We start from the raw sequence: 17,557 nt of genomic DNA on the forward strand, positions 1-17,557 counted from the left end.
AAGAATCTCAAGCGGATAAAGCAACCTGCTCCGCCGCCGGTCACACCGGCAGGCGCTCGCCGCCGCGCCAGTGGCGGTCGACGCCCCGGCGATCGAGCAGCTGCTGGAACGTCGCGAGCCGGTCCGGCGCGGCCTGGACCTGGTGCGGTTCGACGCCGGCGGTGACGCAGTGCGCGGCGAGCGCGCCCGCCGCCTCTCCGATCGACCACTCGGACGGGTGGACCCGGTAGCAGCCGTTCGTGATGTGCGTGCTGCCGATGGACTTGCCCGCGCCGATCACGTTGCGCACCCGGACGGGCAGCAGCGCGCCCAGCGGGATCTGGAACGGATGAGCCGCGACGTCGAGATAGCCGTCGCCTCCGGTCGTCGGGTGCAGGTCGATCCGGTAGCAGCCGGTCCCGACGGCGTCGGCGTAGGTCACCGCACCGTGGTCGCCGCGGACCGCGACCGAGAGATCCTGCTCGACGACCGTGGTGATCGCCTCGATGCGACGGCTCTCACGGATGTACGGGGCCTGGGCGAAGCCGTCGTCCGTGCCGGTCACGTCCGGCCGGAGCCTGAGGCCCGGATGCCCCGTTCCCCCGTCGGCGCGCGGCGCCTCCGTCTGCAACCAGTACAGGAACGAGGCGCTGAGGGCGCGCGCCTGCCGCGCGTGACGCTCGTCGTCGCCTGAGTCGTAGAGCCCGCCCTCGGCGTAGTCGTTCATCGGCCAGTTCACGAGCGAGACATCGCTCGTGAAGAAGCCCGGCTCGTAGTTCGCCCGGTCGAGCACGCGGCGGTAGCTCCACAGTTCGGGCCGGATGAGCGCGGTCTCCATGTCGGACGCGCCGTCCGACTGCTCGGGCTCGAACCGGCCGTGCACGACGCGCCCGCCTCGGGGGTCGGGGTACTCCCATCTCAGCAGGGGTCCCGGCCACCCCGGCAGGGTGGCGGTGCGCCAGTGCTCGTAGTCCTCGGGCCGGTCGATCGTGTGATCGCCGTCGGCGAGCTCGAGCGCGAAGACGTGCGTGACCGCCTGCACGTTGCCGGGATCGGCATGCGCCTGCGCCGACGGCTCGCCCGTCAGCGCGGCCGACTCGCTCCCGGTGCGGTGCTCGACGCCCGCGAGCGGGAGGAGCTCGCCGATCTCGGTGGCCTCAAGGACGTAGGCGGCCTCCACACGCATGCGTGCCCCGCGTCTCGACTCGAACTCCACGCCGCGGACGAGGTCACCGTCGACGTCCGCCGCGACCGGCCAGGACTCGCGCAGCACCGTCAGCCGCCCGGAGGCGACCCAGGGGGCGAGCAGCTCCTCGATGACCCCGGCCGCGACGCGCGGCTCAGCGCAGAGCGCGCTGACCCATCCGTTTCCCGGGTTGAACTCGGAACGACCGAGGCTCTCGGCCGTGAGCGGATACGAGCGCGCGTACGCGTCGCGGATCGCCCGGCGGAGCCGCCGGTACGCTGCGGTCGAGCCGTGCGTCTCGATCCACGGATGCTCGTCGGGCGGCACCGCCTGCGAGGTCAGCTGACCGCCGAGCCACGGATGGCGCTCCGTGAGCACGACTCGCGCGCCGCCTTCGCACGCGGCGAGCGCCGCGGCGACGCCGCCGAGGCTGCCGCCCACGACGAGCACCTCGGTCGACCACGAGTCGGACGACATCAGCTCACCCCGTCGCGCGTGGCGATCAGCATGAAGCTGTAGCGGTCGGCGCGATAGTGCGACACCGCCCGCTCCACGATGTGACCGCGATCGTCGAGTCCGATGCGATGGACCGCGAGCAGCGGATCGCCCTCCGCGACGCCGAGCAGGGCGCTCTGCTCGGGGTCCGCGGTCACCGCCGAGACCGACTGCTGCGCGGTCGCCACCTCGACGGCGTACTCGGTGCGGAGCAGGTCGTACAGTCCGCCGGTCAGGTCGTGCGTGAGGAGTCCGGGGAACGGCGTGGCCGGCAGCAGCACCGACTCGACGCACATCGGCTCACGGTCGGCGAGCCGCAACCGGTCGATCGAGTAGGCGAGCTCGCCGTCGGCGACACCGAGTTCGGTGGCGACCGATCCGGTCACCACGACCGGCGCGGCCGAGAGCAGCCGGGACCCGGGTTCCATGCCCCGCGCGCGCATGTCTTCGCTGAAGCCCGAGAGCGAGGAGCCCTTCGTCACCCGCCGGTCGGAGACGAACGTCCCGCTCCCGGGGACGGTGTAGATCAGCCCGCTGCGCTGCAGCGTGCCGAGCGCCTGCCGCAGCGTGGACCGGCTCACGTCCAGTGCATGCGCGAGGTCGACCTCGCGCGGGAGACGTTCGTGCGCAGCCATCCCGGCGATGCGGCGGCGGAGTTCGGCATCGATGCGGCGGATCTTGGTCGTCACGACGGTACCTCGGTCGGGGTCGGGCAGGCTCGGATGAGCTGCTGCGTGAGCCGATACGGATCGGAGATCGCGGTTCCGACCACGACTGACCACGCGCCCGCTTCGAAGGCGGCCGCGACCTCCTGCTGGCGACTGTAGCGTCCTTCCGCGATGACGGGATTGGCCGTCATCGCCGCGAGCCGGCCGACCAGCGCGATGTCGGGCCCGTTCGGCGCGGCGCGTCCGGTGTACCCGGCGAGCGTGGTCCCGATCCAGTCGGCCCCCGCTTCGAGCGCATGCTCGGCGCCTACCTCGCCGTCGACGTCGGCCATGACCAGGGCGCCGTGCGCGTGCGCGGCGGCCACCAGGTCGGCGAGCGGGACCCCGTTCGGCCGGGTTCTGGGCGTGCCGTCCATCGCCACCACTGAGGCACCCGCCCCGGCCAGCTCGACCACATCCTCGACCCGCGGAGTGATGTAGACCTCGCTTCCCGCCGTGCGGCGCTTGACGAGACCGATCACCGGGACCGCTCCCCCGGCGATCGCCCGCACATGCGCGACGCTCTCGAGCCGGAGTGCGCTGGCGCCCGCGGCGACGACGGCGCGCGTCATGATCCGCATCGCGTCGGGGTCGTGGAAGGGGCTGACCTCAGCCGCCTGACACGACACGACCAGCCGCCCTCGGATCTGCTCGGGGATGTTCATCGTTCGGTGCTCATTTCGTTCGTTTCGCGGCTCAGGTGTGTCTCGATCGCATCGGGCATCGTCGGCGCCTCGGCGAGGATGAGTGCGCCCGCGAGCGGATCGGCGTGCGCGCGCACGATCTGCGCGGCCGGGCACCGCTGCGTCAGGGCCGCGCGGAAGCCCTCGCCGAGGAGGTCCGTCTGGCCGAAGACGCCGCCCGTGCCCGCGACCGGGACGGCGTCGGCCGCCAGGTGCAGTCGCTCGAGCACGTCGGCGACCGACGACCCCAGTGCGGTGCCGGCGCCACGCCAGATGTCGAGTGCGAGCCGGTCGCCCGCGCGGGCCGCCTCGGCGACGGCCGGAACGATCGCAGCGACGTCGTCGGGTGGCGGCGGCTCGGCGCGCCATCGGGCCGCGAGTCCGTCGAGGTCACCCCACCGGTCGGTGACCGCGTCGAGCAACGGGCCCGGGCGTCCGCCGTCCCACTGCGCGAGCGCGCCGCGGATCGCCTGCAGGCCGATCCAGTGCCCGGAGCCGCGATCGCCGAGCGCGGCACCCCAGCCGTCGGATCGCGCGACGCGGTTGGGCAGGTCGACGCCCAGCGCCACCGCACCCGTCCCGGCGGCGATCACCGCGCCCGTGACCGGGCCGAGCGCGCCGAGGTAGCCGGTGAAGCTGTCGTCGGCGACCACCACGGTCACCGAGCGGGCGAGCGACGCGATACGGGCGAGGACCGCGCCCGCATCGCCCTTCCCGCCGTTGAGCCCGGTCATGCCGACACCGACGCGAAGCGCGTCGGCCGATCGGCCGTTGACCGCCGCGTGCACGGCATCCGCGATGACGACGGCAGGCAGACGGCTCGACCAGTAGCCGGCGGTCGTCGCCTCGCTCGTCTCGCCGTCGATCGCGCGTGCGCGAGCGCGGCATCCGCCCTGACCGAGGTCGACCCCCACGTGCAGCATGCTCATGCACGACCTCCGGCCGATGCGGCGAGTGCGCGACCGTCGATGTTCTCCTCCGCGAAGTGGCAGGCGACCTCGCGACCCTCGACGACCCGCAGCTCGGGCGTCGTCGTCGCGCACACGTCACGGGCCATGAAGCACCGCGTCCGGAAGCGGCAGCCGCTCGGCGGGTCCGCCGGCGACGGCAGGTCGCCGGCGAGCACGATGCGCTCGCGCGGCGGCTCGGCCCATGGCCGCGCGGCCGGCTCGGCGGAGAGCAGCGACATCGTGTACGGATGCAGCGGACGCTCGTAGACCGTCGCCGCCGGGCCGACCTCCATGATCCGGCCCAGGTACATGACGGCCACGTCGTCACTCACGTGCCGCACGACGGAGAGGTCGTGGGCGATGAACAGGTACCCGAGCCCGAGATCGGCCTGCAGCTCGCGGAGCAGGTTGAGCGTCTGCGCCTGCACCGACACGTCGAGCGCGCTCACGGGCTCGTCGCAGACCACGAGCTTCGGGTGCAGGGTGAGCGCACGGGCGATGCCGACCCGTTGCCGTTGGCCGCCGGACAGCTGATGCGGGTACCGGTCGATCATGTGCGCGGGGAGTCCGACGCGTTCGAGCAGTTCGACCGTGCGGTCGCGTCGTTCGGGCTTCGGCACCGGACCGTCGTGCGCGCGCCAGCCTTCGGCGACGATGAACCCGATGGTCTTGCGCGGATTCAGCGACGTGTACGGGTCTTGGTACACCATCTGGATCTCGCGGGTGAGCTCGCGCCGGCGCCGGGGGCTGGCCGCCTGGATCTGCTCGCCTTCGAACTCGATCGATCCGCCCGAGGCGCGCTGCAGGCCGATCACGGTCCGCGCGAGTGTGGATTTGCCGCAGCCGGACTCGCCCACGAGGCCGAGCGTCGTGTGGTGCCGCACGGTGAGGTCGACGCCGGCGACCGCTCGCACGGCCGGACGGGCGCGCCCGATGCCGCGCGCACCGTAGGACACCTCGAGATCGCGAAGCCTGAGCAGCGGGGTCGATTCAGCGGATGGCATATGCGGGCACCTCCTCGGCGAAGTGGCAGGCTGAGCTCTGGCCGCCCTCGAGCACACGCAGCGCCGGGCGCTCGACGGTGCAGCGCTCTCGCGCCATCGGGCAGCGCGGATGGAAGGCGCAACCCGAGGGCAACGCGTTCGGCGAGGGCGGCAGGCCCGGGATGGTCCGCAGCGGCGCTCCCGGCACGGCCTCCGACGGGATGCTCTGCATGAGCGCCCGGGTGTACGGATGCTTCGGCCCGTCGTACACCTCGCGGAGCGGCCCGGTCTCGACCACCCGCCCGGCGTACATGATCGAGACCCGGTCGGCGTATCGGGCGACCACGCCGAGGTCGTGACTGATCAGGATCATGGCCATGCCGTTCTCCTGCCGGAGCCGCTCCAACAGCTCCATGATCTGCGCCTGCACGGTCACGTCGAGCGCGGTGGTCGGTTCGTCGGCGATGAGCAGCCGCGGCCGGAGCGCGATCGCCATCGCGATCACCGCGCGCTGCCGCATCCCGCCGGAGAACTCGTGCGGGTAGGCGCGGGCCCGCCGGGCGGCGTCGGGGATGCCGACGTGTTCGAGGGCCTCGACCGCCGCCGCCCAGGCCCTTGATCGGTTCCACCCGTGCCGGACCCGGAACAGTTCGGCGATCTGGTAGCCGACCGTGAACACGGGGTTCAACGCAGAGAGCGAGTCCTGGAAGACCATGCCCATCTTGGTGCCGCAGAGTCTCCGGCTCGCCCGCGTGGGCCGGGCCGGAAGCTCGACGCCGTCGAACGTGACGCGACCGGCGGTGATCCGGCCGCGGCGCGGGGGCAGCAAACCCATGACCGCCCGCACCGCGACCGACTTCCCCGATCCGGACTCCCCGATGATCGCGAGCGTCTCGCCGGGCGCCACCTCGAACGAGACGTCGCTGATCACCTGCTGCGGCCCGAGGTCGGTGTCGATCGTGACACCCAGCCGCTCCACTCGCAGCAACGGGTCGACGCCCGTCGCGGAGGTCCGTTCCATGATGCGCGTCCTAGTCGATCGTCACGCCGGCGAAGTTCGGCAGATCGTTCGGGGTGGGCACGAATCCGCTGACGTCCGACCGGAGCACCACGTTGCTCGTGAGGTCCAGCGGGAAGATGCCGACCGCGTCGTTCCAGATGATCTCGCCCGCATCCGCGTACAGCTCGGCACGGCGCTCCTGGTCGAGCTCGGCGCGCGCCGCGAGCAGCAGCTCGTCGAGCTCGGGGTTGGCGTACCCCATGCGGTTCGCCGTCGACAGGTACAGCCGGGCGAGGGTGAAGTCGGCGTCGCCCGTGATCGTGCTCCCCGTGCTCATGGTCGAGTCCCAGTCGAGCGCGAGCAGGCGGTCCAGCCAGACCGCGCGCTCGAGGCGCTGCGGCTCGACCGTGATGCCGACCTTCGCCCAGTCGCTGATCATGGCTTCGGCGAACTGGTCGCCCGCGGCGCAGCATCCGGCACTCCACATCATGGTGGTGCTGATCCCGTCCGGGTATCCCGCCTCGGCCAGCAGCGCCTTCGCCTTCTCGGGGTCGTAGTCGTACGGCGACTGCGCGGCCGAACCGAACACGGCCTCCGGGATCGGGCCCTCCGCGACCTCGCCGACGCCCTCGAACAGGGCCGGGGCGATCGCCTCCAGGTCGATCGCGTGCCAGAGCGCCTGGCGCACGCGGACGTCGGTGAACGGCTCACGAGAGCTGTTGAACCAGATGTAGTAGTTGCCGTAGGTCGGGTAGCTCTCCACGGTCAGATCGGCGTTGCCCTCGACGCTCGCGAGCTGGTCGGCGGGCAGGCCCCATGTCGCGTCGATCTCATCGTTCTGCAGCGCCGTGATGCGACCGGACACCTCGGGGATGTACTCGTAGCGGAGGCCCGCGAGATCCGGCGTCGCGCCGTGGTAGTTGTCGTTGCGCTCGAGCTCGACCTGCTGACTCGGCGTGAACGAGGTGACGACGAAGGGCCCGCTGCCGTACGGCGCCGCGAAGAAGTCGGCGTCGGCGACCTTGTCCGCCGGCACGACCGGCAGCAGGGCGAGGTTGCTCAGCACCGTGCCGAGCGGGTCGCTCGTCGTGATCCGCAGCGTCGTGTCGTCGGGCGCCTCGACGGTCTCCACCGCCGCCCATGTGCTCACGAGCGGGCCTTCGTTCGCGATCAGCTGGTCGAGCGATGCCTTCGCGTCGGCCGAGGTGACCGGCGTCCCGTCGGCGAACTCCACGTCGTCGGCGATGGTGAACTCCCACGTGAGCGGGTCCGGGTTCTCCCAGCTGGTCGCGAGGCGCGGCTCGAACTCACCGTCGACCCGGGCGACCAGCGTCTCGAACACCATCTGCGTGACGGCGAGCGTCGGCAGATCCGCCGAGTTCGCACCGAGCGGGTCGAGCGACGCGATCGGCGTCGGGTTGGCGACCCGGAGGATCGCGTCGTCTGCGCCGGCGTCGCCGCCGGTGCCGCCGTCGTCGCCGCCGAACGCGCAGCCGGTCAGGGCGAGGGCGGCTGCGAGCAACGATGCTCCCAGCGCCGTCATACGTGTGTGCTTCTTCACGAGGTGTGCTCCGCTTCTCGAGGGTGTCGTGGGTGGGATGGTGCAGGAGGGGTGGTCAGGGGTGGATCGGTCATCGCGTGACGCTCCGCGGGTCGAGGATGTCGCGGACCCGGTCGCCGACGATGCCGGCCGCGGTGACGAGGATGACGAGCGCGATGCCGGGCATCGCCGAGATCCACCACGCGGTGTCGAGGTAGTCCCGGCCGTTCGCGATGGTCGCGCCCCAGCTCGGGGTGTTGATGGGCACGCCGAGGCCGAGGAAGCTGAGCGACGATTCGGCGACGACCACGAGACCGAACTGCACGGTCGCGATGACGAGCACCGGGCTCAGCACGACCGGAAGGATCGAGTGCCTGATGACGAAGCCGTCGGTCGCGCCGAGGGTGCGCGCGGCGTTGACATGGTCCCGGTCGCGAGTGGCGAGGGCCTGCCCGCGCGCCACTCTGGCGAACGCCGGCCAGTTGGTGATCGCGAGCGTCAGGATGACGTTCGTCACGCTCGGGCCGAGCACCGCCGCGATGAACACCGCGAGCAGGATGGAGGGGAACGCCAGCTGGATGTCGGCCACCCGCATGACGACGGTGTCGAGCACGCCGCCGAAGTATCCGGCGAGGAGGCCGAGCACGGTGCCGATCACGCCGGCGATCAGCAGGCTCAGCGCGCCGACCACGAGCGAGACGCGCGCCCCCAGCACGATCTGGCTGAGCAGATCGCGGCCGACCTGATCGGTGCCGAGCAGCGCGACCGTGCCGTTCGAGGTGACGCTGCCCGGTGCGAGCAGACGGTCGGCCACGTTCGTGCTCTGCACGTCGGCCGGCATGAAGAGGGGGCCGATGAGCGCGACCAGCACGTACACGCCGATCACCGCGAGCGGGAAGGCGAGCAGCAGCATCGAGCGACGACGACGACCCGCGGCGACGGCGTCCGCCGGCAGCGCGGTCGGGACGAGTCCGGGGGTGGTGGTGAGTTGCGTCGTCACGATCGGCCCTTCGCTCGCACCCGCGGATCGAGCCGTCCGTAGGCGACGTCCACCAGGAAGTTGACGGCGACGAACACGACGGCGACCGAGAGGATGCAGGCCTGCACCACGGTGTAGTCGCGCGCGGCGATCGCGTCGGTCATGAGTCGCCCGACGCCCGGCCAGGCGAAGACGGTCTCGACGATGACGGCACCGCCCAGGAGCCCGCCGAACTCGAGGGCGACCACCGTGACGACGGGGATCAGCATGTTCCGCAGGGCGTGCCAGCCGATGACCCGGCCTTCGCCGAATCCCTTCGCACGCGCGGTGACCACGTAGTCCTCCTGCAGCACCTCGAGCATGCCCGAGCGCACGAGCCGCACGATGACGCTCAGCAAGGGGAGTGAGAGTGCGACCGCGGGCAGGATCATCGCCTGCGGCGTCGAGGCGCCGTAGCTCGGAAGGACATGCAGCACCCGGGCGAAGATGAGGATCAGCATGATGCCGACCCAGAACGTCGGAATCGCCTGCGTGACCATCGAGAGCACCGAGACGATCCGGTCGACGACCCCGCGCGGCCGCAGCGCGGCCGCGATGCCGAGCGGGAACCCGATGACCACGGCGATGGCCGTCGCGGCCAGCGCGAGCGCCGCCGTCGCGACGAACGCCTCGCCGACGAGGCTCGCCGCGGACTCTCCGAGCCGGAACGAGTCGCCGAGGTCGAACGTCACCAGCCTGGTCAGGAAGCTGAGGTACTGCACCCCGATCGGCGCATCGAGCCCGTTGCGTTCCCGGAGCGCCTCGACGGCGTCGTTCGTCGCATCGGGGCCGAGGAGCACGCGCGCCGGATCACCGGGGATCAGCCGCATCGCGAAGAACACGATCGTCGCGGCGCCGAGGATGACGATCAGCGAGTGACCCGCGCGCCGGGCGATGAAGGACAGCATGGGGCTATCGCCCGGCGTCGTCGAGTGCCGCCTCGATCGCCTCGACGACCTGCACGGCCGCGCGGCCGTCGGCGCCGCTGACCGGCGTGGGTCCGCCCGTGCGGGCCGAGGTGACGAAGGCGTCGAGCTCGGACTTGAGGTTGAAGGCGCCCTCCCCGCTCGGGCTCGGCCAGAAGTACGTGTCGCGGTAATTGCCGCCGGCCGCGTCGCGATCGACGTGCAGCAGATCGTTGTGGCTGAGACTCACCTCGACGCTGCCGCGCTCGCCGATGATGCGCAGGCCGGCGTCGGCGCGGGACGGGCGCCCGTGCGGGAGCGTCCAGTTGTTCTCCATGCTGAGCAGGCCCCCGTTGCTGAGATCGAGGGTCGCGTGCACGACGTCGTAGCTCGGCGACAGCACCTTGCGGCCCGACGCGTGCACGACCTCCGCCTCGAGCCCGGTGACGAAGCGCACCAGATCGATGTCGTGGATCCCGAGGAACCACGCGACCGAGGTCCGGTCCCAGATGCCGGCCCCGACCGCCTGCGACGTGCATCGCCACACCTTGACGTGCCAGATCTCGCCGAGCTCGCCGGACTGCACGAGTTCCCGGGCCCGGATCACGCGAGGGTCGAATCGCAGGATGTGCCCGATCATGAGGTCGTCCGGCCGTTCCAGCGCGTCGAGGATGCGATCGCAGCTCTCGGTGGTGACCGCCATTGGCTTCTCGAGCAGCACGCGCTTGCCGGCCTCGAGGGCCTCGATCGTGATCTGTTCGTGGAGATGGTCGGGCATGCAGATGCTGACCGCGTCGATCTCGGGGAAGAGGTCGGCGATCGACGAGGTCGCGCGCACGCCCAGCGTCTGCTCGGCCCATTCGCGATTGCGGTCGCTCAGGTCGGCCACGCCGACCAGTTCGACGTTCGGCATGCCGGCGAGCGTCTCGGCGTGCAGCTTGCCCTGCACTCCGACGCCGACGACCGCCATCTTCAAGACATCCATGTCCCCACCTTGCGTATACCGCGGGCTGATTTGTTTATACAACTAGAGAACAGTTATAAGCATGATGGCGCGGCTTGTCAACCTGGATGCCTCGCCACCCGATCAGACGATGGGCTGGTGCCATCCGGACTCGTCGGGGAGGTGGGCGGCTGATCGTTCGGGAGCCGCGGGTTGCGTCCGCCGCGGTCGCATGCGGGCGTATCGTTCGAGACGCGACCACTGCTGATCGTGGGCGACGACTCCGGCGGGTGACATCCGTCACCAGCCATTCACCCAGTGGAGTGGCACCCGCCACCCGACGGAATGAGACTGCCGACATGACCGACCCCACCACCTCGGCATCCGAGGCATCCGCGCGCTCGGCGACGCGCACCGCTGGCGACTCCGGCGCACCCGGCGACGCGGGCATCCGCCGCAGCCGTGTGCTCGCCTGGGGGCTCTGGGACTGGGGCTCGGCGTCGTTCAACTCGGTCGTGACGACGTTCGTGTTCACGGTGTACCTCTCGAGCGGATCGTTCGGGCCGGCGGGCGCCGTGGAGTCCCAGCTCGGTTGGGCGCTCGCCGCCGCAGGGCTCGTGGTGGCCGTGCTCGCGCCCGTCACCGGGCAACGATCCGACACCAGCGGGCGCCGGAAGTTCTGGCTCGCGATCAACACCGCCCTCGTGGTCGCGTGCACGTTCGGCATGTTCTTCGTGCGACCCGAGCCGTCGTTCCTGCTGCTGGGGCTCGTTCTGCTCGCCGTCGGCAACGTGTTCTTCGAGTTTGCGGGCGTGAACTACAACGCGATGCTCAGGCAGGTCTCGACGCCCGCGACGATCGGCAAGGTCTCCGGTTTCGGCTGGGGCATGGGGTATGTCGGCGGCATCGTGCTGCTGCTCATCGTGTACTTCGGCCTCATCCAGCCGGAGGTCGGGCTGTTCGGCATCACGGGCGACGACGGACTCGACGTGCGGGTGACCATGGTGGTCGCCGCGGCCTGGTTCGCGGTGTTCGCGCTGCCGGTGCTGTTCTCCGTGCCCGAGTTCCGGCCGCCGGCCGCGATGCGCCGCGAGCGCATCGGATTCCTCGCCTCCTACGCGCGGCTCGGCCGCGACATCGCCCGGCTCTGGCGCGAGCAGCGGAACGTGCTCTGGTTCCTCCTCTCGAGCGCGGTGTTCCGTGACGGGCTGGCCGGCGTCTTCACGTTCGGTGGGGTGCTCGCGGGGTCGGTGTTCGGGTTCTCGCCCGGCGAGGTAATCGTGTTCGCCATCGCGGCGAACGTGGTCGCCGGGGTGTCCACGATCGCCGTGGGGGCACTCGACGACCGCCTCGGCGCAAAGCCCGTCATCATCACCGCGCTCATCGGCCTCGTCGTGTCGGCGACGCTCATCTTCGTGCTCCACGACGCCGGGAAGCTCGTGTTCTGGATCGCCGGCCTCGCGCTCTGCCTCTTCGTCGGGCCGGCGCAGTCGGCGAGCCGCACGTTCCTCGGCAGACTCATCCCGCCCGGGCGCGAGGGCGAGATCTACGGCCTCTACGCGACGACCGGACGGGCCGTGAGCTTCCTCGCGCCGATGGCGTTCGCGGTGTTCGTGGCGATCGGCGGCGCGCCCTACTTCGGCATCCTCGGCATCGTCCTCGTCCTCGCCCTCGGCCTGGTGCTGTTCATCCCGGTGAAGTCGGCGCCTGTCGCGCGCTGATCGGATGCTCCGACGTGTGCACGCATCGCGAGCTCCGATCTCGCTCACGAGCCGAATCGCTGCCACCACGCGTTCGACCGCCCTCGCGGACTGGGCAGGCGTGGTGCGATTCGCGTATGCCAGTTGCGCCTCAATCGAGGCGGAACTGGCATACGCGAACAGGGAATGGCACCCGTGATTCGGAGCGCCCCCTCGCCTCGAGCGTCTTGCACGGGACCGCGAACCGGTCGCCTCGGACCATTCAGCGCGGGTCAGCCGCGTTCAGGCACACCAACGCCCGCCGTGCCCGAGCGCCCAGGAGCGCCACGGCCGACGCACCGCTCCATCCCGGGCGGTCGACGGCAGCGTCGCATGTCGGCGGTGGTACGGGCAACCGGACCTGGCATGTGTGATCAGCGGTGGTGGGGCCACGCCTCGACGAATCGAGAGAAGAGGGCGGCGAACTCGGCGCGCTCGGCGTCCGTGAAACCGGCGAGAGCGGTTTCGATGGCGGCCCGGCGGTGGGAGACCGCGGCGGTGAGCATCGCACGGCCGGCATCGGTCACGCTCAGGATGCTCCGCCGCGCGTCATTGGGGTCGACCTCGCGCCGGACGTGACCGGCGGCGATCGCCGCCTGAGCGAGCCGACTCGCGCGGGGCTGGTCGACGCCGATCGCGTCGGCGAGTTGACTGATCGATTCCGGCCCGTTCGCAGCGAGGACCGCGACCAGGCGAAAGGCCGCGCGGCCGCCCACTCGGCCGAGCCCGAACCCGCCCCCCGGGCCGAATCCCCCCGGGCCGAGACCGCCGTGCGGGCCGAACGCGTGCCGATCTTCGGATGGTTCGGCGTCGTGAGTGCCGTGCGCGTCGTGCGCGTCGTCGTGCGCGTCCTGCGCGTCGTGGTCGCTCCCGCTCGACCACGTACCGCGCCCGCGAAACGCGCCCGGGTGAGGCGACGAGCCCTCCGGGCCTCGGCCTCGGCCGCCCCAGGGACCGCCCGGGCTCCACGGCCCCCCCGTGCCTCCGGGACCACCGGAACCACCGGAACCACCGGGACCACCGGGACCACCGGAACCACCGGGACCACCGGGCCCGCCCGGGCGACCCGGACCGCCCCGGCCTCCGCGGAACGCGTCGAGGGCCGCCTCGATGGCGTCGATCGGGTTCGAGTCTGAGGATTCGCCGTGCGGAGCTTGACCCGGACCTGACATACATGTCATTGTACATATACATGTCATGTGACATGCAAATGTCAGATCCGCGCATCGCGCGCCGGGCACCCGAGGGTGCACCGAGAAAGGAACCATCATGACCAGCGATCAGCAGATCCCTGAACCTGAACACCACGACGAGCCGACCGCTCCGACCGAGGCGACGGAGGCGGACGTGTCCGCCGGCGGACGCCCGTTCGGCTTCTGGCTCAAGCTCGTCGACCGCCGCCTGTCTGAGGAGATCGAGCGCGTCCTCGCCGACGACGATCTCACGCGCCGCGAGTGGCGCGCGCTCAACCTGCTCGCGGGCACCGCCCGCGACGAGCACCTCGCCGCGAAGCTCGAGGCCAAGCCCGGTCTCGTGCATGGACTCGCCGAGCGCGGCTGGGTCGAGGGCACGCCGCCCACGCTCACGCCCGCCGGCCGCGAGGCGCTCGACCGGTTGAGCGAGCGAGTGGGCGCCGTTCGCGCCCGAGTCGCCCACGCGGTCTCCCCCGAAGACCTCGCGACCACCGTCGCGACCCTCGAAGCCATCGCCCGCGAACTCGGTTGGGACGAGTCCCAGCCGATGCCGCGCGGACGACGCGGCGGGCGCGGCTTCGGCCGCCGCCACGGCGGTTTCGGCGGCCACGGCCGCTTCGGCGCACATGGTCGCTTCGGCGGCCACGGTTTCGGCGAGCGCGACTTCGGCGGCCACGGCTTGGGCGAGCGCGGCTTCGGCGAGCGCGACTTCGGCGAGCGCGGCGAGGGGGAGCACTTCGACTCTCGTGAGCGCTTCGGCACGCGCAGCCGCTTCGGCCACGGGCCACGGCACCCGCGTCAGGACGTGCACGTGCACGTCCACGTGCACGACGGCCACCGCCGCCCGCACCACGACGCCTGACCGCCCCCAACCCCGCATCGAACGGTCGCAGATGGTGGGTCCGCCGCGCGAACACCCACCATCCGCGACTGTTCGCCGAACAGCTGGGTCCGGACCGACGACACCATTCGTCGAACTGTCGGGAACGAAGGGTCGCCGTCGGCGGATCCGCACGAATGCCGACGCCTCGCGACGGTTCGGCGTCGCGGTGCCCCCTCGGGACCCGGGCATACGTACGGACCGCCCGAGGATCGAAAGATCCTCGGGCGGTCCGTCGTTGTCTCGGCGTTCTCAGCGTTCGACGCCACCGCCCACCGCCATCCGCCACCGCCGGCCGCCAGCCGCCACCGCCTGACGTCAGCGCCCGACGCCAGCCGCCACCGCCTGACGTCAGCGCCCGACGCCAGCCGCCACCGCCACCGCCACCGTCAGCGCCAGCGCCGCGCGGCATCTACCGGTCGAACGGCCAGAGCCCGCGGAGGCCGATGTTCACGGTCTCCGTCGCGGTCGTGGTGTTGCCCGAGGCATCCGTCGCGCGGTACTCGAACGTGTAGTACCCGCGGAGCACCGCACGGACCTTGAACCTCGTGTCCGAGAGCTGCTGGATGTCGGCCCGGCTCGACCCGTGCGCCTCGGCCGACACGAGCTCGACCGTCACCTCGCCCGAGTCATCCGACGCGTCGACGTCGAGCTTCACGGTCCGCCAGCCGCCCGTCGGGATCAGGATGCGGTTCGGGTGCGCATCGACGTCGAGCTCGGGCGCCGTCGTGTCGGGCGGCGTGAGCGCGATGCCGACGATGACCGGGTCGTGATCGCTCGACCGGTACGCGTCGGGCGCGAAGAGTGCGTCCTGCGCGGGTTGCTTGAACGTCATGTCGTAGTCGATGAGGCTCGGCTCGTCCGCATTGATGTGCCACACCGCCGCCCCCGTCACCGACGGCGCGAGCGCCGTGCCCGCGAGCGCGTGGTCGAGGTAGCCCAGCCACCCGTCGAAGATGTACGAGTACGCGTGCTCGCCCTGGAACTGCTTGACGAGGTCGGTGTAGCCCGCAGCGGTCAGCGTCGCGATCGGGTCCTCGTAGTCGTACGCGTTCAGGTCGCCGATGATGAGCTCGCGCCCCGCGCCCTGCCCGGTCGGGTCGCCCGCGAGCCAATCGGCCATCGCGGCCGCGGCCTGGGTGCGCACACCATTGCAGTTGCCCTGCCCGTTCGGGTCGGTCGGGTCGCCCACCGCCTCGCAGCCGGAGCCCTTCGACTTCAGATGGTTCACCACGACCGTGACGGTCTCCCCGGTGACGACCGAGGCGAACGTCTGCGCGAGCGCCGGCCGGTTGAAGTCGTCGAGGAACCGCGGGTCGTCGGCGGTGTCGAGCGACGCGAACGCGCCCTGCGGCGTGACCGCGGCCGGCTTGTAGATCAGCGCGGTCGTGATCTCGTCGGTGCCGAGCACGCCCGTCTCGATCGCCGCGTACGTGCCCGCGCCGACGATGGCGTTGAGCGCATCGGCGAGGGCCTGCACCGCGGTGCCGTTGTTCTCGATCTCGATAAGGCCGACGACATCGGCGTCGATCTCAGCCAGCGCCGCGACGATCTTGGCCTGCTGCCGCTCGAACTCTTCGGGTGTGTCGGCGCCCCGACCGTCGAGCGACGTGAAGTAGTTGAGCACGTTGAAGCTCGCGACCCTCAGATCGCCGCCCACCTCGGGGACCGTCGGCCGCGGGTTGGCGACCTCGAACTCGGCGCCCTGCGTCGGCTGCACCGCCCACGTGTCGAACCGGTAGTCGAGCACACCGGTCGCCCCGGTCACGCGGTCGCCACTGCGGAACGTGTTCTCGAGCGTGAACGGTTCGCCGTTCGGGTGGATCGCGGGGTCGGGGTTCTCTCGGCCACGCGCGTCGTCGAGCACGATCTGGTCGCGCAGGTTCGCCTCGGCGATCGCGACCGCCTCGGGCGAGCCCGGCACGGCGACCGCGGTCGGCTGGTCGAGCCGGCCGGTGCTCAGCGAGACCTGCCCGTACCGGCCGTACTCGAAGGTCTCGCCGATGGTCAGCGTCTGCGGCAGCGTCACGAGCATGCCCTCGTACGCCTCGCGCGCGGCTGGGTCGAGCGGCAGCTCGAGTGCGGTCGCCTCGGGCAATGCGGCACCCGTCTCGCAGACCGCGACCGCGGACGCGGTCACCTGTGTGAGCCCGAAGTACTCGCCCACCGTGCCGACGACGTGCACCACATCGCCTGACGTCACCGCGGCGCCACCCGGGGCATACACGAACACCCCGTCGGAGGTCGCCGGGTCGCCGTCGCCCGCATCCTGCAGGTAATACCCGTCGAATCCGCCGTCTTGGAAGTCGCCCACCACGACGCCCTCGATCTCGACGGTCGCGCCGACGACGGGCGAGACGTCACCGGTCCCCTGCACCGAGCCGATGGACACGACGGATGCCTCGCAGTCGGCCTCGACCGGATCGGGCCCGCCGCCCGCCTCAGTCGTGTTCTCGGCCCCGGGCGTGTTCAACGCCTCGCCGTCGGCGAGCGTGCCGGTCTGGCCCGGGATGCCGGCGAGATCGAAGTCGTTGCGCACCCAGTCGCCTGTGGCATCCGTGTCGACGCCGTCGGGGATGCGCGACGCGCCACCCGGCGCGAACGGCTGCCCGTCGTACGAGACGCCGAGCGTCACCGGGCCGTAGGTGCGGTCGCCCGCGCCGCCGTCGTGCACCGCGACCGAGTCGACGATCGTGAGCCCCGCCGACGCATCGATCACCCCGTCGTCGTCGGCGTCGAGGTCGGCGCCGGGCGCCGGGAAACTCTCGCCCGTGACGAGCAGCAGGCTGACCGTGCCGTTCTCGAGCGCATTGGCGGGCAGCGAGGCCAGCGCGCGCCCGTCGGCGTCGGGTGCGCCGAACGAGATCACCTCGTCGACCACGCCGAACACCGGCGCATCGCCTTCGAGCTCGAGCACGCGGTATCCGCTCAGGTCTGCGCCCGGCGCGGCCAGCACCTCGACGTATTCGACGTCGGTGCCCGCGGTGCTCGCGGAGAACTCGTTGATGACGGGGTGCTCGAGGAGCGCCGCCTCGGCGGCGAGCGCCGGCGGCGCAGCCGCGAGCACCCCCGCCCCCAGCACGGTCGCGGCCACCACGGCCACGGTCGATCGACGAACAGAACGAGGCATGCGCGACTCCCCAGCTCACACGCGGGAGCCCTGCGCCCCCCGAACTGGGGTCAGGCTAGCGGCGCCCACCGACACCCCGGAAGCCCTCGCCACGCGAAGTTCCGGTGAACGCGCGTATTCGCGCGCGCGGATGCCTCTGCTGCACATCTGCGCACGAGGCATCCGCCCGCGCGTGGGACATCGACCCCGACCCACCGCTCGGGTCGTTCCGACCCGACAATGGAGA

14 protein-coding genes are annotated in these 17,557 nt (G+C 71.4%); 2 read left to right on the top strand and 12 right to left on the bottom strand.

Features of this window, described 5'->3' with window-relative positions; translation table 11 throughout:
* Positions 1-40 precede the first annotated feature (40 nt).
* The 10 genes from QU602_RS17105 to QU602_RS17150 all read right to left on the bottom strand — a co-directional run bounded on the left by QU602_RS17105 (position 41) and on the right by QU602_RS17150 (position 10,431).
* A complete protein-coding gene (locus QU602_RS17105; RefSeq protein ID WP_308797655.1) occupies positions 41-1,642 on the bottom strand; it encodes an FAD-dependent oxidoreductase in 1,602 nt (533 codons plus the stop codon).
* Positions 1,642-2,349: a GntR family transcriptional regulator gene (locus tag QU602_RS17110; RefSeq protein ID WP_308797656.1), complete on the bottom strand. Its 708-nt coding sequence runs from the start codon at positions 2,347-2,349 to the stop codon at positions 1,642-1,644. The genes QU602_RS17105 and QU602_RS17110 overlap by 1 nt, the downstream gene beginning before the upstream one ends.
* Positions 2,346-3,032 (bottom strand): N-acetylmannosamine-6-phosphate 2-epimerase, encoded by a 687-nt coding sequence (locus tag QU602_RS17115; RefSeq protein WP_308797657.1) that lies wholly within the window; start codon positions 3,030-3,032, stop codon positions 2,346-2,348. The genes QU602_RS17110 and QU602_RS17115 overlap by 4 nt, the downstream gene beginning before the upstream one ends.
* Positions 3,029-3,979, bottom strand: coding sequence for an N-acetylglucosamine kinase (locus QU602_RS17120; protein WP_308797658.1), 951 nt, complete (start codon positions 3,977-3,979; stop codon positions 3,029-3,031). The genes QU602_RS17115 and QU602_RS17120 overlap by 4 nt, the downstream gene beginning before the upstream one ends.
* Positions 3,976-5,004, bottom strand: a complete 1,029-nt coding sequence (locus QU602_RS17125) for an ABC transporter ATP-binding protein (protein ID WP_308797659.1) — start codon at positions 5,002-5,004, stop codon at positions 3,976-3,978. The genes QU602_RS17120 and QU602_RS17125 overlap by 4 nt, the downstream gene beginning before the upstream one ends.
* Positions 4,991-6,004 carry an ABC transporter ATP-binding protein gene (locus QU602_RS17130; protein WP_308797660.1) on the bottom strand — a complete coding sequence of 338 codons (1,014 nt, stop codon included), beginning with the start codon at positions 6,002-6,004 and terminating at the stop codon, positions 4,991-4,993. The genes QU602_RS17125 and QU602_RS17130 overlap by 14 nt, the downstream gene beginning before the upstream one ends.
* A 10-nt stretch (positions 6,005-6,014) precedes the next feature.
* A complete protein-coding gene (locus QU602_RS17135) occupies positions 6,015-7,544 on the bottom strand; it encodes an ABC transporter substrate-binding protein (protein WP_308797661.1) in 1,530 nt (509 codons plus the stop codon).
* A 70-nt stretch (positions 7,545-7,614) separates the two neighbouring features.
* Positions 7,615-8,523, bottom strand: a complete 909-nt coding sequence (locus tag QU602_RS17140) for an ABC transporter permease (protein WP_308797662.1) — start codon at positions 8,521-8,523, stop codon at positions 7,615-7,617.
* The gene (locus QU602_RS17145) at positions 8,520-9,449 is read right to left on the bottom strand and encodes an ABC transporter permease (RefSeq protein ID WP_308797663.1); all 930 of its coding nucleotides are present in this window, start codon (positions 9,447-9,449) and stop codon (positions 8,520-8,522) included. The genes QU602_RS17140 and QU602_RS17145 overlap by 4 nt, the downstream gene beginning before the upstream one ends.
* Before the next feature lie 4 nt (positions 9,450-9,453).
* Complete coding sequence (locus QU602_RS17150) at positions 9,454-10,431, bottom strand: Gfo/Idh/MocA family protein (RefSeq protein WP_308797664.1); 978 nt, start codon at positions 10,429-10,431, stop codon at positions 9,454-9,456.
* 317 nt (positions 10,432-10,748) lie between these two features.
* Here QU602_RS17150 and QU602_RS17155 point away from each other — a divergent pair, with 317 nt between their 5' ends.
* On the top strand, positions 10,749-12,110 hold the full coding sequence (locus QU602_RS17155; protein ID WP_308797665.1) for an MFS transporter: 1,362 nt from the start codon (positions 10,749-10,751) through the stop codon (positions 12,108-12,110).
* Between the two features lie 392 nt (positions 12,111-12,502).
* Here QU602_RS17155 and QU602_RS17160 read toward each other — a convergent pair whose 3' ends face one another.
* Positions 12,503-12,844, bottom strand: a complete 342-nt coding sequence (locus tag QU602_RS17160) for a MarR family winged helix-turn-helix transcriptional regulator (protein ID WP_308797666.1) — start codon at positions 12,842-12,844, stop codon at positions 12,503-12,505.
* A 553-nt stretch (positions 12,845-13,397) separates the two neighbouring features.
* Between QU602_RS17160 and QU602_RS17165 the strand changes: the two genes are divergently transcribed.
* Positions 13,398-14,183 (top strand): MarR family winged helix-turn-helix transcriptional regulator, encoded by a 786-nt coding sequence (locus tag QU602_RS17165; protein WP_308797667.1) that lies wholly within the window; start codon positions 13,398-13,400, stop codon positions 14,181-14,183.
* Between the two features lie 430 nt (positions 14,184-14,613).
* On the opposite strand, the gene QU602_RS17170 is transcribed toward QU602_RS17165, so the two are convergent.
* A complete protein-coding gene (locus tag QU602_RS17170) occupies positions 14,614-17,331 on the bottom strand; it encodes an ExeM/NucH family extracellular endonuclease (RefSeq protein WP_308797668.1) in 2,718 nt (905 codons plus the stop codon).
* Positions 17,332-17,557 lie beyond the last annotated feature (226 nt).

Source organism: Agromyces protaetiae, from assembly GCF_030866785.1.
GTDB lineage: Bacteria > Actinomycetota > Actinomycetes > Actinomycetales > Microbacteriaceae > Agromyces > Agromyces silvae.

Excerpts from the sequence above, each read along its gene's own strand:
- QU602_RS17105 (WP_308797655.1), bottom strand. The coding sequence starts at position 1,642 with ATGTCGTCCGACTCGTGGTCGACCGAGGTGCTCGTCGTGGGCGGCAGC.
- QU602_RS17115 (WP_308797657.1), bottom strand. The coding sequence starts at position 3,032 with ATGAACATCCCCGAGCAGATCCGAGGGCGGCTGGTCGTGTCGTGTCAG.
- QU602_RS17120 (WP_308797658.1), bottom strand. The coding sequence starts at position 3,979 with ATGAGCATGCTGCACGTGGGGGTCGACCTCGGTCAGGGCGGATGCCGC.
- QU602_RS17125 (WP_308797659.1), bottom strand. The coding sequence starts at position 5,004 with ATGCCATCCGCTGAATCGACCCCGCTGCTCAGGCTTCGCGATCTCGAG.
- QU602_RS17130 (WP_308797660.1), bottom strand. The coding sequence starts at position 6,004 with ATGGAACGGACCTCCGCGACGGGCGTCGACCCGTTGCTGCGAGTGGAG.
- QU602_RS17145 (WP_308797663.1), bottom strand. The coding sequence starts at position 9,449 with ATGCTGTCCTTCATCGCCCGGCGCGCGGGTCACTCGCTGATCGTCATC.
- QU602_RS17150 (WP_308797664.1), bottom strand. The coding sequence starts at position 10,431 with ATGGATGTCTTGAAGATGGCGGTCGTCGGCGTCGGAGTGCAGGGCAAG.
- QU602_RS17155 (WP_308797665.1), top strand. The coding sequence starts at position 10,749 with ATGACCGACCCCACCACCTCGGCATCCGAGGCATCCGCGCGCTCGGCG.
- QU602_RS17165 (WP_308797667.1), top strand. The coding sequence starts at position 13,398 with ATGACCAGCGATCAGCAGATCCCTGAACCTGAACACCACGACGAGCCG.
- QU602_RS17170 (WP_308797668.1), bottom strand. The coding sequence starts at position 17,331 with ATGCCTCGTTCTGTTCGTCGATCGACCGTGGCCGTGGTGGCCGCGACC.